This window comes from Roseomonas mucosa ATCC BAA-692, assembly GCF_000622225.1.
Classification (GTDB): Bacteria; Pseudomonadota; Alphaproteobacteria; order Acetobacterales; family Acetobacteraceae; genus Roseomonas; species Roseomonas mucosa.
On sequence record NZ_JHWD01000010.1, the window covers coordinates 48,395 to 62,672 of the forward strand.

General features: G+C 73.4%; 17 protein-coding genes and 1 riboswitch. Of the genes, 10 read left to right on the forward strand and 7 right to left on the reverse strand.

The genetic code is table 11. The features are described from left to right. Position 1 precedes the first annotated feature (1 nt). Together cobW and BT98_RS0112085 are read right to left on the reverse strand one after the other, a co-directional pair. Positions 2–1,042: a cobalamin biosynthesis protein CobW gene (gene cobW / locus BT98_RS0112080; protein WP_019462580.1), complete on the reverse strand. Its 1,041-nt coding sequence runs from the start codon at positions 1,040–1,042 to the stop codon at positions 2–4. Next, on the reverse strand, positions 1,039–1,476 hold the full coding sequence (locus tag BT98_RS0112085) for a DUF1636 family protein (RefSeq protein ID WP_019462581.1): 438 nt from the start codon (positions 1,474–1,476) through the stop codon (positions 1,039–1,041). Before BT98_RS0112085 ends, cobW begins: the two co-directional genes overlap by 4 nt. A 132-nt stretch (positions 1,477–1,608) precedes the next feature. Then, a riboswitch (cobalamin riboswitch) is annotated at positions 1,609–1,847 on the reverse strand. 31 nt (positions 1,848–1,878) lie between these two features. Between BT98_RS0112085 and cobU the strand changes: the two genes are divergently transcribed. The 4 genes from cobU to BT98_RS0112105 all read left to right on the forward strand — a co-directional run bounded on the left by cobU (position 1,879) and on the right by BT98_RS0112105 (position 5,712). Continuing rightward, positions 1,879–2,403, forward strand: coding sequence for a bifunctional adenosylcobinamide kinase/adenosylcobinamide-phosphate guanylyltransferase (gene cobU / locus BT98_RS0112090; protein WP_019462582.1), 525 nt, complete (start codon positions 1,879–1,881; stop codon positions 2,401–2,403). Beyond that, on the forward strand, positions 2,400–3,011 hold the full coding sequence (cobO, locus tag BT98_RS0112095; RefSeq protein WP_019462583.1) for a cob(I)yrinic acid a,c-diamide adenosyltransferase: 612 nt from the start codon (positions 2,400–2,402) through the stop codon (positions 3,009–3,011). The genes cobU and cobO overlap by 4 nt, the downstream gene beginning before the upstream one ends. Next, entirely contained in the window at positions 3,011–4,486 is a 1,476-nt protein-coding gene (locus BT98_RS0112100) for a cobyric acid synthase (protein WP_019462584.1), read from the forward strand. The genes cobO and BT98_RS0112100 overlap by 1 nt, the downstream gene beginning before the upstream one ends. Before the next feature lie 122 nt (positions 4,487–4,608). Then, positions 4,609–5,712, forward strand: coding sequence for a transglutaminase-like domain-containing protein (locus tag BT98_RS0112105; RefSeq protein WP_019462585.1), 1,104 nt, complete (start codon positions 4,609–4,611; stop codon positions 5,710–5,712). Positions 5,713–5,728: 16 nt separating this feature from the next. On the opposite strand, the gene cbiB is transcribed toward BT98_RS0112105, so the two are convergent. Then, a complete protein-coding gene (cbiB, locus tag BT98_RS0112110; protein ID WP_019462586.1) occupies positions 5,729–6,709 on the reverse strand; it encodes an adenosylcobinamide-phosphate synthase CbiB in 981 nt (326 codons plus the stop codon). A gap of 41 nt (positions 6,710–6,750) precedes the next feature. On the opposite strand from cbiB, the gene cobD reads away from it, so the two are divergent. After that, entirely contained in the window at positions 6,751–7,752 is a 1,002-nt protein-coding gene (gene cobD, locus BT98_RS0112115; RefSeq protein ID WP_019462587.1) for a threonine-phosphate decarboxylase CobD, read from the forward strand. Between the two features lie 19 nt (positions 7,753–7,771). Here cobD and BT98_RS0112120 read toward each other — a convergent pair whose 3' ends face one another. The 4 genes from BT98_RS0112120 to BT98_RS0112135 all read right to left on the reverse strand — a co-directional run bounded on the left by BT98_RS0112120 (position 7,772) and on the right by BT98_RS0112135 (position 10,928). Continuing rightward, positions 7,772–8,014: a hypothetical protein gene (locus BT98_RS0112120; RefSeq protein WP_019462588.1), complete on the reverse strand. Its 243-nt coding sequence runs from the start codon at positions 8,012–8,014 to the stop codon at positions 7,772–7,774. 70 nt (positions 8,015–8,084) lie between these two features. After that, complete coding sequence (locus tag BT98_RS0112125; RefSeq protein ID WP_019462589.1) at positions 8,085–9,260, reverse strand: M20 aminoacylase family protein; 1,176 nt, start codon at positions 9,258–9,260, stop codon at positions 8,085–8,087. 85 nt (positions 9,261–9,345) lie between these two features. After that, positions 9,346–10,221: an SDR family oxidoreductase gene (locus tag BT98_RS0112130; RefSeq protein WP_019462590.1), complete on the reverse strand. Its 876-nt coding sequence runs from the start codon at positions 10,219–10,221 to the stop codon at positions 9,346–9,348. Next, the gene (locus tag BT98_RS0112135; protein WP_019462591.1) at positions 10,218–10,928 is read right to left on the reverse strand and encodes an extensin-like domain-containing protein; all 711 of its coding nucleotides are present in this window, start codon (positions 10,926–10,928) and stop codon (positions 10,218–10,220) included. The genes BT98_RS0112130 and BT98_RS0112135 overlap by 4 nt, the downstream gene beginning before the upstream one ends. 164 nt (positions 10,929–11,092) lie before the next feature. Between BT98_RS0112135 and rplM the strand changes: the two genes are divergently transcribed. From rplM to BT98_RS0112160, 5 genes are all read left to right on the forward strand, one after another. Then, positions 11,093–11,563 carry a 50S ribosomal protein L13 gene (gene rplM / locus BT98_RS0112140; protein WP_019462592.1) on the forward strand — a complete coding sequence of 157 codons (471 nt, stop codon included), beginning with the start codon at positions 11,093–11,095 and terminating at the stop codon, positions 11,561–11,563. A gap of 2 nt (positions 11,564–11,565) precedes the next feature. Next, positions 11,566–12,081, forward strand: a complete 516-nt coding sequence (rpsI, locus tag BT98_RS24215; RefSeq protein WP_019462593.1) for a 30S ribosomal protein S9 — start codon at positions 11,566–11,568, stop codon at positions 12,079–12,081. 154 nt (positions 12,082–12,235) lie between these two features. Then, entirely contained in the window at positions 12,236–13,192 is a 957-nt protein-coding gene (argC, locus tag BT98_RS0112150; protein ID WP_019462594.1) for an N-acetyl-gamma-glutamyl-phosphate reductase, read from the forward strand. After that, complete coding sequence (locus tag BT98_RS0112155; protein WP_019462595.1) at positions 13,189–13,716, forward strand: gamma carbonic anhydrase family protein; 528 nt, start codon at positions 13,189–13,191, stop codon at positions 13,714–13,716. Before argC ends, BT98_RS0112155 begins: the two co-directional genes overlap by 4 nt. Continuing rightward, positions 13,713–14,246: a hypothetical protein gene (locus BT98_RS0112160; RefSeq protein WP_019462596.1), complete on the forward strand. Its 534-nt coding sequence runs from the start codon at positions 13,713–13,715 to the stop codon at positions 14,244–14,246. Before BT98_RS0112155 ends, BT98_RS0112160 begins: the two co-directional genes overlap by 4 nt. Positions 14,247–14,278 lie beyond the last annotated feature (32 nt).

Below are 14,278 nucleotides of genomic sequence, written 5' to 3' on the forward strand. Positions count from 1 at the left end.
CTCAGACCATCAGCGCGGCGGCGATGGCGTCGCGGTCCAGCCCGGTCTGGCCGATCACCACGAGCTGCCCCTGGCGCGCCTCGCCCGGCGCCCAGGCCCGGTCGAACTGATGGCTGAATCGGGTTCCGACGCCCTGAACGGCGAGGCGCAGCGGCTTGCCGGCAATGGCGGCGAAGCCCTTCATCCGCAGCACGTCATGCGCCTCCGCCACCGCGCGCAGCCGCTCCACCAGTGCCTCGGGCGAGGCCAGCTCGGGCAGCGGCAGGGCGAAGCTGGTGAAGTCGTCATGCTCGTGCGCGCCATCCTCGGCATCGTGGTGCGAGGGGCGGGCGGCGAGGTCGTCCTCGGCGGCGGCGCCGAGGCCGAGCAGGATGGCGGGATCGAGCTTCCCGTCGCGGGCGGGCACGACCTTCACCGCGCGGGGGATGGCACCCGCGATCCCGGCGCGCAGCCGCGCGGTGGCGGCCTCGTCCAGCAGGTCGGTCTTGTTCAGCACCACCAGATCCGCGGCCAGGAGCTGATCCTCATAGACCTCCGCCAGCGGGTTGTCGTGGTCCAGCGACGGGTCCGCCGCGCGCTGGGCGGCCACCGCCTCCGGGTCCTCGGCGAAGCGGCCCTCGGCCACGGCGGGGCCGTCCACCACCGTCACCACCCCGTCCACCGTGACGCGGGACCGGATGCCGGGCCAGTTGAAGGCCTTGATCAGCGGCTTCGGCAAGGCGAGGCCGGAGGTCTCGATCAGGATGTGCTCGGGCGGGCTCGGCCGGTCGAGCAGGGCCTGCATGGTGGGCAGGAACTCGTCCGCCACGGTGCAGCAGAGGCAGCCATTGGCCAGCTCGACGATGTTCTCCTCCTCGCAGCCCTCGATGCCGCAGCTCCGCAGCGTCTCGCCGTCGATGCCCAGCGCGCCGAACTCGTTGACGATGATGGCGATGCGGCGGCCGCGCGCATGGGCCATCAGGTGGCGCACCAGCGTGGTCTTCCCGGCGCCGAGGAAGCCGGTGACGATGGTGGCGGGGATCTTGGTGGCGGTGGCGCTCACGCGGCGGTCTCCGGTGCGGTCTGTGTTGGTTCGGCGAGGGCGAAGGGCGGCACGCGGCCCAGCACGACGCTCTTCAGGGAGGCGGGGCGCTTCGAGGGCATGACCACCCCCGTGCGCGAGGCGGCGAACAGCGCGCCGTAATCCAGCAGGTCCCCCGCCTGTTCCGGCAGGAGGCGGCCCAGCAGGTACTGCCACTTGCCCGGCGCGGCGAGGGCGGCGGCGCAGCCCTGCTCGCAGGAGGCCATGCAGGTGGCCGGGCGCAGCCGCACCGGGCTGTCCGGCCGCGCCGCCAGGGCCTCGGCCACGGCGTCGTGCAGCCGCTGCCCCTCGGGCACCTCGCCCTCGCGCAGGTCCAGCCCGGCGCGGCAGGTGATGCAGACATGGAGCAGGACAGGCTCGGCCAAACGGGGCACCCCAGGGATCGACACGCGCATGGGATGCCGACCGCTCCCATGGCCCCCTCCGGTCGGGGAAGCCGGGAACCGATGGCCGCCGGCGAGAGAGCCGGGGCGCATCGCCGATGCCGGGGCACCCCGCCCGGCGTCACGATCCATCCCGCCGGGACAGGCCTGGCGGGGATGATGGCAGGTCTCCTGGCTCGCGGATCAGGCGCGGCCTGCCGGCCTTCCCGGCACGCCGCCCCGTTCCCGAGGCCAGCACGCCAGTGGCGGTTTGGCAGGCCGCTCTCCGCTCACAGTTGCGGGGGCAGCCGCGGATTCGGACCGGATGGCCCTCACCGCATTCCCTTTTCACCCCCGCCACAGGCATCCGCCGCCGGCGGGGGACCATCGGCTGCGGGGGTAGTCTTCGCGGCCCGGCCCTGTCAATGGAAAGCCATGGCTGCCGATCCTCCCGACACCCCGATGCTGACCCTGGTCCTGGGCGGCACCCGTTCCGGCAAGAGCCGCTACGCGGAGACGCTGCTCGGTCCCCTGCCGAAGCCCTGGCTCTACATCGCCACGGCCCAGGCCTTCGACGAGGAGATGCGCGCCCGCATCGCCGAGCACCGCGGCCGGCGCGGCCCGGAATGGGAAACGGTGGAGGCGCCGCTGGACCTGCCCGCCGCCCTGCTGCGCGCCCGGCACCGCCCGGTGCTGGTGGACTGCCTGACGCTCTGGCTGAGCAACCTGATCCTGGGCGAGCGTGACCTGGAGGCCGCGGCGGTGGCGCTGGAAACGGCGCTGGCGCAGCGTTCCGCCCCGGTGGTGCTGGTCTCCAACGAGGTCGGCCTCGGCATCGTGCCGGAGAACGCCCTGGCCCGGCGCTTCCGCGACGCGGCGGGCATCCTGCACCAGCGCCTGGCGGAGCGGGCGGAGCGTGTCGTCTTCACCGTGGCCGGCATCCCCATGGTGGTGAAGTGAGCGCGGACGGCGAGGAGGCCGCCCGCCACCGCGCGAAGATGGAGAAGCGCAAGGCGGTGCAGGATGCCGAGGTGGCCTCGAAGACCATCGAGAAGGGCCTGCTGCTGGTGAACACCGGCCCGGGCAAGGGCAAGTCCACCGCCGCCTTCGGCCTGCTGCTGCGCATGGTCGGGCATGGGCGGCCCTGCGGCGTGGTGCAGTTCATCAAGGGCGCCTGGAGCACGGGCGAGCGCCATGTGCTGGAGGGCTTCGGCCCGCTCGTCGAATGGCACAGCATGGGCGAGGGCTTCACCTGGGAAACGCAGGACCGCGCCCGCGACGTGGCGGCGGCCGAGGCGGCCTGGGCGAAGGCCCTGGCGCTGATGGCGCGGCAGGACCTCGCTTTGCTGGTGCTGGACGAGCTCTGCATCGCGCTGCGCTACAACTATCTGGACACGGATTCCGTGGTCGCGGCGCTGCGCGCGCGGCGCCCCGGCCTGCACGTCGTCGCCACCGGCCGCAACGCCCCGCCCGCGCTGGTCGAGGCGGCGGACCTCGTCACCGAGATGGGGCTGGTGAAGCACCATTTCGCGGCGGGGGTGAAGGCGCAGCAGGGGATCGAGTTCTGATGCCGGTGGCCCTGATGTTCCAGGGCACCGGCTCCTCGGTGGGCAAGTCGCTGCTCGTCGCCGGGCTGGCGCGGCTCTTCGCGCGGCGCGGGCTGCGGGTGCGGCCCTTCAAGCCGCAGAACATGTCCAACAACGCCGCCGTCACCGCGGATGGGGGCGAGATCGGCCGCGCCCAGGCCCTCCAGGCGCGGGCGGCGGGCGTGGCGCCCAGTGTCCACATGAACCCCGTGCTGCTCAAGCCGCAGAGCGAGACCGGATCCCAGGTGGTGGTGCAGGGCCGCGTCCTCGCCACGGCGCGGGCGCGCGAATACCAGGCGATGAAGCCCCGCCTCATGCCCCATGTCCTCGACAGCTTCGCGCGGCTGAGGGCGGAAGCCGACCTCGTGCTGGTGGAGGGGGCGGGCAGCGCCTCCGAGATCAACCTGCGCGCGGGCGACATCGCCAATATGGGCTTCGCCCGCGCCACGGGCACGCCGGTCGTGCTGGTGGGCGACATCGACCGGGGCGGGGTGATCGCCAGCCTCGTGGGCACGCAGGCCGTGCTGCCGCCGGAGGATGCGGCGATGATCCGGGGCTTCCTGGTGAACCGGATGCGCGGCGACCCGACGCTCTTCGCGGAAGGGATGCACGCGATCGCGGAACGCACCGGCTGGGCGCCGCTGGGGCTGGTGCCCTTCACCGATGCGGCGCGCCGCCTGCCGGCGGAGGACGCGCAGGATCTGTTCACCGCCCTCGGGGCGGCCCCGCGCAACCCCGGCGCCCCCCTGCGGATCGCCGTGCCGGTGCTGCCCTGCATCAGCAATTTCGACGACCTCGACCCGCTGGCCGCCGAGCCCGGGGTGGAGCTGCTGCTGCTGCGCCGGGGCACGCCCCTGCCGGGGAACTGCGCCCTCGTGGTCCTGCCCGGCTCCAAGGCCACGATCGCCGACCTCGCCGTGCTGCGCGAGGAAGGCTGGGACATCGACATCCTGGCGCACCATCGGCGCGGCGGGCGGGTGCTGGGGCTCTGCGGCGGCTACCAGATGCTCGGCCGGCGGATCGAGGACCCGGAGGGCATCGAGGGGCCGCCCGGCGGCGTGGACGGGCTCGGCCTGCTCGACGTGGCGACGGTGCTGACGCGGGAAAAGCGGCTGTGCCCGGCCGGCGGCGCGACCCTGGCGGACGGGGCGCCCTTCACCGGCTACGAGATGCACATGGGCCGCACGGCGGGCCCGGACGCGGCGCGCCCGCTGCTGCGGCTGGCGGATGGGCGGCTGGACGGCGCCGTCTCGGCGGATGGGCTGGTCTCGGGCACCTATGTCCACGGGCTGTTCGGCGATGACGCGCAGCGCGCGGCCTGGCTGGGCCGGCTGGGCCTCACAGCCGCCCCGCGACGGCACGAGGCCGAGGTCGATGCGGCGCTGGATGCGCTGGCGGCGCATCTGGAACGGCATGTGGACGTGGCGGCGCTGCTGCGGATCGCCGGGCGGGCATGACCTCCGGCCCCCTGGGGGCGCTGGCGGTCTTCTGATCGCCACGGCGTTGACGGGCGGACCGGGGCGCGGGAGACGATTCCCACAGGCATGGCCTTTCAGACATGGCCGGAGGGATGAAACCCATGAACCGCCGCAACTTCCTGGCTTCCGCCGCCACCATCGCCACCGTCACCACCCTGGCGGCCGGCACCCAGCGCCCCAGAACGGCACGGGCGGAGACGGCGGCCCCGGCCCGGCTGGCGGCCATGCCGGGCTGGCGCCAGTTCGAGATCGTCACCCGCGTCAGCCTGCTGGACGCCCCGGGCGCGGCGCAGCTCTGGCTGCCCCTGGCGCAGACGGCCGGCGGCTACCAGACCGTCCTCGAAACCCGCTGCCAGGGCACGGGGCAGGCGCGGGTGGTACGGGACGCGCAGTACGGCGCCGAGGTGCTGAAGATGAGCTGGGACGCGGGTTCCGCGGGCCCGCGCAGCGCGGAGCTGGTCCAGCGCGTGGCCACCCGCGACCGCGACGGCCATGACCCGGCCGTGCCGGTCACCCTGGCCGAGCGGCGCTTCTGGACCCGGCCGACCGAGAGCGTGCAGACGGACGGCATCGTGCGCGACACCGCCGAGCGCATCACCGCCGGCCTGGACGAGCCCCGAGCCCGGCTGCGGGCGATCTACGACTGGGTGGTGGACCACACGACCCGAGATCCCGAGACGCCGGGCTGCGGCTTCGGCGATGTCCGCGGCATGCTGGAAAGCGGCCGGCTGAGCGGCAAGTGCGCCGATATCAACGGGCTCATGACCGGCCTCGCCCGGGCGGCGGGCTTCCCCGCCCGCGACGTGTACGGCGTCCGCGTCGCCGGCTCGCGCCAGTTCCAGACGCTGGGCGCCAGCGGCGACGTCTCCAGGGCGCAGCACTGCCGCTCCGAGGTCTTCCTGGAGGATGCCGGCTGGTTCCCCCTCGATCCCGCCGATGTGCGCAAGGTCATGCTGGAGCAAAGGCTGGCCCCGGACAGCGCCGGGATCCGTGCCCTGCGCGAAACCCTCTTCGGCTCCTGGGAGATGAACTGGGTCGGCTACAACAGCGCCACGGACATCATCCTGCCGGGCGCCATGGGCAACCAGAAGCCGAACTTCGCCTTCCTGATGTACCCCTGCGCCTTCACCGCGAACGGCCAGCCGGACTGCCTGGACCCCGTGCATTTCCGCTACGGGATCGAGGCGCGGGAAATCGCCGCCTGACCGCGCCGGCGGCCCCTCAGCCCGCCATGGCGGCGGCCCCGGCCAGCGCCAGCACCGCCGCGAACTGCACCCCACAGGCCGCGCGGTAGAGCTCCAGGGCGCGGCGCAGATCCGCCGGCCGGGCCTCCGCGCGGCCATCGCCCATCCAGTGGTCCTCCACCCGCACGCCGCCATAGACGCGCGGCCCGGCGAGGCGCAGGCCCAGCGCCCCCGCCATGGCGGCCTCCGGCCAGCCCGCATTGGGGGAGCGGTGGTGCCGGGCGTCGCGCCGCACCGCGCGCAGGGCGCCGCCCGCGCTGGCGCCGGGCGTCAGCAGCGCGGCGAGGATGATCCACAGCGCCGAAAGGCGCGAGGCGGGCAGGTTCACCAGGTCGTCGAAGCGTGCGGCGGCCCAGCCATAGTCGGTGTACCGGGGCGTGCGGTGGCCGATCATGCTGTCGGCGGTGTTGGCGGCCTTGTACCCTGCGATGCCCGGCAGGCCGGCGACCCCGCACCAGAAGGCCGGCGCCACCACCCCGTCGGAGAAATTCTCGGCCAGGCTCTCGATGGCGGCACGCACGACGCCCGGCTCGTCCAGCACGGCCGGGTCGCGGCCCACGATTCGCGACACCGCCTCGCGCCCGCCCGTCAGTCCGCGCGCCTCCAGCGCCCGGGCCACGGCGCGCACGTGATCGTGCAGACTGCGCTGCGCCGGCAGGCTGGCGGCGAGCAGCGCCAGCAGGATCACCGCCGGCCAAAAGGGCAGATACCGCAGCAGGACGCCCTGCAACAGCGCGGCGGGCACCACGGCGGCGAGCAGGAGAAGGAGCTGCGCGAGGAGGCCGGCGAGGCGCCTTGCCTTATTCGTGCCGGTTTCCCGATTCAGACGGCGTTCCAGCCATGCGATGAGGCCGCCCATCCAGACCACCGGATGCCGGATCCGGCGGAACAGGGCTTCGGGGTAGCCAAGGACGGCTTCCAGCGCGAGGGCGCCGGCCAGAACAAGCAGCGTGGGCAAGGGCGAGACGATTGCTGATGATGAATGCGGCAGGGGCTAGCATGTCCCGCGATGGCGCGTCAGGCGCCGTGACGGAACATGGCGGCCGGCTGGCCGCGGCGCGGCTGCTCTTTCCGGGGGCGCCGGAGCCTTTCCTCGACCTGTCCACGGGCATCAACCCGCGGCCCTATCATCTGCCGCGCTTTCCGGCCGATGCCTTCACGCGCCTGCCGGAGCCGGAGGCGCTGTGGGAGTTGCAGACGATCGCGGCCGCCGCCTATGGCGCGGCCTCGCCGGAGATGGTGGCCGCCGCGCCGGGCACGCAGATCCTGATCAGCCTGCTGCCGAACCTGCTTCCCTGGCGCGACGTCGCGGTGCTCGGCCCGACCTATGCCGAGCACGCCCTGGCCTGGCAGGCGGCCGGGGCGCGGGTGACAGTGGCGGAAAGCCTGGAGGCGCTGGCGGGGCACGAGGTGGCGGTGCTGTGCAACCCCAACAACCCCGACGGGCGCCGGCACGGGCGGGACGCGCTGGCCGGCCTGGCCGGCCGGGTGCGGCTGCTGGTGGTGGACGAATCCTTCGCCGATTTCGAAGGGCCGGAACGCAACGCGGCGCCGCTGCTGCCGAGGCCGGACCTGCTGGTGCTGCGCTCCTTCGGCAAGAGCTACGGCCTGGCCGGGCTGCGCCTGGGCTTCGCCCTGGCCGAACCCGCGCTGGCGGCCCGCCTGCGCGCGGCGCTGGGCCCCTGGGCGGTGTCCGGCCCCGCCCTGGCGGTGGGCATCCCGGCGCTGCGGGACCGGAACTGGCTGATGGAAGCCGCGCGCCGCTGCGCCGTGGACGCGCTGCGGCTGGACATGCTGCTGGCCCAGGCGGGCTTCCGCATCCTGGGCGGAACCAGCCTCTTCCGCCTCGCCTCCCACGAGGCCGCGCCCGAATGGTTCGCGCGGCTGGGGCAGGCGGGCATCCTGGTGCGGCAGTTCCGCGATCCGGCGGCCTGGCTGCGCTTCGGCCTGCCGGGCGACGAGGCGGGCTGGGCGCGGCTGGAGGCGGCATTCCGGGGCTGATGAGGCGCCGGGCCCACGCTCAATAGGCGTAGGCGCGCCCCGGATAGGGCGGCACGGCCGGGGCCGGATAGCTGCCATAGGCCGGCGGCGGCCGCGAGGCATCGATCGCCGCCCCCAGGGCCGCACCGGCCGCGGCACCCGCCGCCGCCGCGGAGCCCGGCGCCCCATAGGCATAGGGATCGGGCGCCACGACCTGGACGCAGCCGCCCAGCGCCGTCGCCATGAGGATCAGGCCCAGGAGGGGAAGCCGGAAGGCGGTCATGCGCATCCGGGCAGGCTGGCCCGTCCCGTGCCCCGAGGCAAGCGAGGCGGGGCGGGCCATCCCCGGACCGTCACCCCCGGCGGGGCAGCAGCTGTTCCGCCAGCGTGGCGAAATAGGACGCGCCCACCGGCAGGATCTCGTCGTTGAAGTCATAGAGCGGGTGGTGGACATTCGGGTCGTGCCCCGTCCGGCCGCCGCCGAGGAACAGGTAGGACCCGTCCTTCACGTTGAGCATGAAGGAGAAGTCCTCGCCGCCCATGGTCGGCTTCTCCACCTCGATCACCCGGCCCTCGCCCACCACGGCCGCCGCCGCCCGTGCGGCGAGGCGGGTGCTCTCCGCCTCGTTCACCGTGGCCGGATAGGCGCGCTGGAAATCGACCTCGGCGCTGGCGCCGAAGGCCGCCGCGATGCCGCCCGCGATCTCGCGCACCTTGCGCTCCAGCAGGTCGCCGATCTCCGGCTTGAACCAGCGCGCGGTGCCCTGCATCCGCACCACCTCCGGGATCACGTTGAAGGTATGGCCGCCGGTGATATGCGCGATGGTCACGACGCCGGCCTCCACCGGCTCGACATTGCGCGCCACGATGGATTGCAGCGCGGAAACGATCTGCGCCGCGATCACGATCGGGTCGTTGCCGTTGTGCGGCATGGCGCCATGCGCGCCCTTGCCGGTGACGGTGATGGTGATGTTGGCAACGGCGGCCATGACCGGGCCGACCTTCCAGGCGAACTGCCCGGCGGGCAGGCTGGGCCAGTTGTGGATGCCGAAGACGCGCTTCATGGGGAAACGCTCGAACAGCCCCTCCTTCACCATCGCGTCGCCGCCGCCGAAATTCTCCTCGGCCGGCTGGAAGATCACATAGGCGGTGCCGGCGAAGTTGCGCGTCTCCGCCAGGTACTTCGCGGCGCCCAGCAGCATGGTGGTGTGCCCGTCATGGCCGCAGGCATGCATCTTCCCCGGCACGGTGGAGGCATGGCCGAGCCCCGTCTCCTCCAGGATCGGCAGCGCGTCCATGTCGGCGCGGAAGCCGATGCCGTCGCCCGGCTCCTGCCCCCGGATCACCCCGACCACGCCGGTCTTCGCGATGCCGGTGACGACCTCGTCGCAGCCGAACTCCCGCAGCTTCTCCGCCACGATGCCGGAGGTGCGGACCTCCTCGTAGGCCAGCTCCGGATGACGGTGGAAATCCTGCCGCCAAGCGGTCATCTCGTCGTGGAATTCGGCGATCCGGTTCAGGACAGGCATGACGGCCCTCGCTCTGTGTCTTCGCCCCATGGTTTGGAGCCGGTCCGGGGTGGAGGCAAGAGCGGCCGCCGGGCGCATCACCGCCTCACCCCCGCCCGAAAGTGCCCGCCAGCCCCGCCTCCAGCGAACGCGGCACGACGCCCAGCTCCGCCCGCATCGGCCCGGTGTCGAAGCCCTTGTCCTCCGTCAGCCGCCGCAGCTCGCTCGCCCGCACGGTGGGCAGGAACGGCAGCAGCCGGGTGAGGGGGGACAGCGCCAGCAGCGGCGCCAGCGGCACGGGCAGCACCGGCGGCACCCGCACCCCGGCGGCATGGCACACCGCGCGCAGGAAATCGGCATAGCGCACCGCCTCCGGCCCGGCGATCACCAGCGCCCTGGGCGCCTCCCAGTCCCGCGCCAGGGCGGCGCGCAGGCTGGCGGTCACGTCGTCCTGGTGGATCGGCTGCACCAGGGCGCGCCCGCCGCCGGGCAGGGGGGCGAGGGGCAGGCGCCGCATCAGCGCGGCCAGGCGCTGCACATTGTCCTCCCCCTGGGCGCCATAGATCATGGTGGGGTGCAGGATCACGCCGTTCCGGCCGCTGGCCAGCAGCGCCGCCTCGCCGGCCCGCACGCCGTCGCCATGCGCATCCGCCCAGCGGGAGAAGCGGCGCGTGCTGCCCATCAGCACGATCCGCGCCTCCGCCGGCGCCGCGTCCAGGATGGCGGCGGCGTGCCGCGCATGGGCGCCGGACACGATGCGCCCGGCCCCCGCCAGGGCGGTGCGGAGGGCGGCGGCATCCTGCAGGTCCGCGATGCGCGGCGTGCCCGGCAGGCCGGTGGCGGCCCAGCGCTCCGCGCTGCGCACCACGGGGACGTAGGGGATGCCGTCACCGGCCAGGGAGCGGCAGAGCGTGGCCCCGGAACGGCCGGAAGCCCCGATCACCGTGACCGGGCCATCTCCGGGACGCAGCGTGGCATTCACCGGCAGGCCCGCCAGGGGCCGCGGTCGAGGTGGAAGTGGTCGCGGTGCAAGGCGTTGTACTCCGGTCCCAGGACGGCGTCGAAGACGCGGCAGGCGCCGTCGCGCGCCGCGTGCAGGAAGGTGCCGCGCGGCCCGGGATCGTCCCAGTCGCGGGCCAGCGACACCTCGCGCCCGTCTGCCAGCACGAAGCCCGCCACATCAAGGGCATTGGCGGTGGCGTGCTGGCTGCGCCTCGCCCCGTCCCCCCGGCCGCCGCGCACGGCGCGGCAGGCATAGGTGCCGAGCTGCCGGATGCGCACCACCTCCTGCCCCAGATGCTCCCGCGCGGCGGGTTGCAGGATGGCGTTGACATAGATGGCCCAGGAGGCACCCACCGCGCAGGTCGCCACGGGCGCCGCCGGGGACATCGGCGGCCCGAAATCCAGCCGCAGCGCCTCCAGGATCTCGCAGCCCTCGCCGGAAGGCTGGTCCGCCACACGGCGCACGGGGATGCCGGCAGCCTCGAAGGCGGCGAAGCAGCGGTCCGGCTGCCACTTCATCTGCGCCAGCTTGAACCGGCCCAGCAGGTTGGGCGGCGCGCGCAGGTCCAGCGGCGCGAAAGGGTCCCAGGCCGGCGGCAGGCGCAGGAATCCCGCCAGCGCGGCCCCCAGCAGGGCAAGCGGCGGCAGCAGGAGGAGGGCGCGCTTCACGCGCATGGAGATGGCCACGGCCCCACATTCCGGCAGCGGGAAGGGGGCGGATTTTGTGGTAACGAAATGCCGCCGGGTTTGTGGTATGAAAATACCACAACGAAAAAACCCTGATTCTGCTTGACTTACAGGGCCAGGGCGGCGATATGCCGCGCCACTCCTACTGAACCATCTGGATCGCCATGCTCTCGACGCAGACCCGCTCGATCAAGCCGGCGGAGGTCAAGAAGGACTGGGTGCTGATCGACGCGGAGGGCCTTGTGCTCGGCCGCCTCGCCGCCCTGGTCGCCAATCGCCTCCGCGGTAAGCACAAGCCTATCTTCACCCCGCATGTCGATTGCGGCGATCACGTCGTGATCGTGAATGCCGACAAGGTCCGCGTCACCGGCGCCAAGGCCGAGCAGTCCGTGTTCTACTGGCACACCGGCTATGCCGGCGGCATCAAGGGCCGCACGGTGCGCGAGCGCCTCGAGGGGCGCTTCCCCGAGCGCGTGATCGAGAAGGCCGTGGAGCGCATGATCACCCGCGGCCCGCTCGGCCGCCAGCAGATGCGCAACCTCCATGTCTATGCCGGTGGCGAACACCCGCATGCCGGTCAGACGCCGTCGAAGATCGACATCGCGGCGCTGAACCGCAAGAACAAGGTGGCCTGACCGTGAGCGATACCCAGTCCACGAACGCCACGACCACCAACTCGCTGGCCGACCTCAAGACCCTCGTCGCCGGCACCCCGGCCGCCGAGGGCAGCACGGCCGCCGTGACCCGCGAGCCGAAGCGTGACGCCCAGGGCCGCGCCTATGCGACCGGCCGCCGCAAGAACGCCATCGCCCGCGTCTGGCTGAAGCCCGGCAAGGGCGTGGTCGAGGTCAACGGCAAGGCGCAGGCGAAGTACTTCGCCCGCCCGGTGCTGCGGATGCTGATCGCCCAGCCCTTCCTGGTGTCCGACCGCTACCAGCAGTTCGACGTGATCTGCACGGTGGTCGGTGGCGGCCTGTCCGGCCAGGCCGGCGCGGTGCGCCTCGGCGTCAGCCGCGCGCTCACCCACTACGAGCCCGCCCTGCGCCCGATCCTCAAGAAGGCCGGCTTCCTGACCCGCGACCCGCGCGTGGTCGAGCGCAAGAAGTACGGCAAGGCCAAGGCCCGACGTTCCTTCCAGTTCAGCAAGCGCTGACCGGGGGCGGGCGCCGGTCGGCGCCCGGGCCATGTCCGGTTCCGGAAAAGGGCGGTCCCGCTGGGGCCGCCCTTTTTCACGTTCTTGTCCGTTGTTCCGGCACGGTGGCTGCGTCATCACCGTGCTGCATCCGAGAGCGAGAGGAGTTCTCCGCATGGCCAAGGGTTCCCTGCCGTCCGTCTTCGTGGACGGCGAGTCCGGCACCACGGGGCTGCAGATCGTCGAGCGCCTGCAGGACCTGCCGGGCGTCGCGCTGCGCTCCCTGCCGGCGGAGCGCCGCAAGGACCCGGAGGCCAAGCGCGCCCTGATGGCCGAGGTGGACGCCGTCGTGCTCTGCCTGCCCGACGACGCCGCCAAGGAAAGCGCCGCCATGGCGGCTTCCCTCGGCGCGGACGCGCCCAAGGTCCTGGACGCCTCCACCGCCCACCGGGTGGACCCGGACTGGGTCTACGGCTTCCCCGAGCTCTCGCCGGAACAGGCGGCCGCCGTGGCCCGAGCCCCGCGCGTGAGCAATCCCGGCTGCTACCCCACCGGCGGCATCGCGCTGCTGCGCCCGCTGGTCGATGCCGGCCTCATCCCGGCGGACTACCCGGTCACGGTGAACGCCGTCTCCGGCTATTCCGGCGGCGGCAAGGCGATGATCGCCGAGCACGAGACCGGCAAGGCGCCGAGTTTCGAGCTCTACGGCCTGGGGCTGGAGCACAAGCACGTGGCCGAGCTGCAGCGCTATTCCGGCCTGACGCGCCGGCCGCTCTTCGTGCCGAGCGTCGGGCATTTCCGGCAGGGCATGCTGGTCTCCATCCCGCTGCACCTCGACACGCTGCCGGGCAAGCCGTCCCCCGCCGACCTGCGCGCGGCGCTGGAGGCACGCTACGCGGATTCCCCCTGGGTCCACGTGCTGCCTGCCGAGGCGAACGGCAAGCTGGAGGCCGAGGCCCTGAACGACACCAACAGCCTGGAGCTGCGGGTCTTCGGCAGCGATGCCCGGGGGCAGGCGGTGCTGGTGGCGCGGCTGGACAATCTCGGCAAGGGCGCCTCGGGGGCGGCGGTGCAGAATCTCGGGCTGATGCTGGGCCTCGATGTCGAGGCACGGCTGGGCCGGGCCGCATGAGCGCGACGGGAAACATCCTCCCTTTCGAGGGCAAGCTCCCCCGCATCCACCCCACCGCCTGGATCGCCCCCACCGCCGTGGTGATCGGCGACGTGGAGATCGGGGAGGGGGCCAGCGTCTGGTACCACTGCGTGCTGCGCGGCGACACCGCCGCGATCTCCGTCGGTGCCCGCTCCAACGTCCAGGACGGCACCATCGTCCACCTGAACGCCGGGGAGCCGGCGCGGATCGGCGCCGACGTCACCATCGGCCATGCCTGCATCATCCATGCCTGCACGCTGGAGGACGGCGCCTTCGTCGGCATGGGCGCCACGGTGCTGGACCGCGCGGTGATCGAGACCGGCGGGATGCTCGGCGCGGGCGGCCTGCTCGCGCCGGGCAAGGTGATCCGCCGCAACGAGCTCTGGCTCGGCTCCCCGGCGCGCATGGCCCGGCCGCGGACGGAGGAGGATCTCGCGCTCTTCGCCCGCACCGCCCCGCACTACGTGGAGCTGGCCGGGCGGCACCGCCGCAGCCTGGAATGAGACGCGCCCGCCTCCTTCCGGTCCTGCTGCTGGCCGGCCTCGCCGCCTGCGCCACGGAAGCCAACGCCCCCGCCCTGCCGCCCATCGCCGCGACGGGGCAGGACCCGGCCATCGCCGCGATCTACGGCGCGATGCCGGTCTTCCGCGACACGCGCATCGTGGCGGGCCGGCCGGCAGAGGCCGCCATCGCCGCGATCCGGCTGGAATGGCTGGCGGCGGCGATGCCGCACGACCTGGCCTTCACGCACAGCAACCCCATCACCATCCCGGCGATGCAGGCGGCCCGCGACAACCTCCGCGCTGCGCTCGGCATCCAGCCCGGGGCGCCGGGAACCGTCGTGATGGCCGGGCTGGCCGATGCGGCGGCGGCGCTGGCCCGGGGCGACGAGGAAGCGGCGCGCCGCGCCCTGCCGCCGCCGGTCTTCGCCCCGGACACGCTGCGGCGCCTCGGTCGCCTGCCCGACCTGCCGGAGGCCAACCTCGCCCTGCTGCGCGCCGCGAAGGACCTGGACAGCGGTCCCGGCTCCTGAGACGGGCTCCCGGGGAGCGCGGTTGCCGAGCC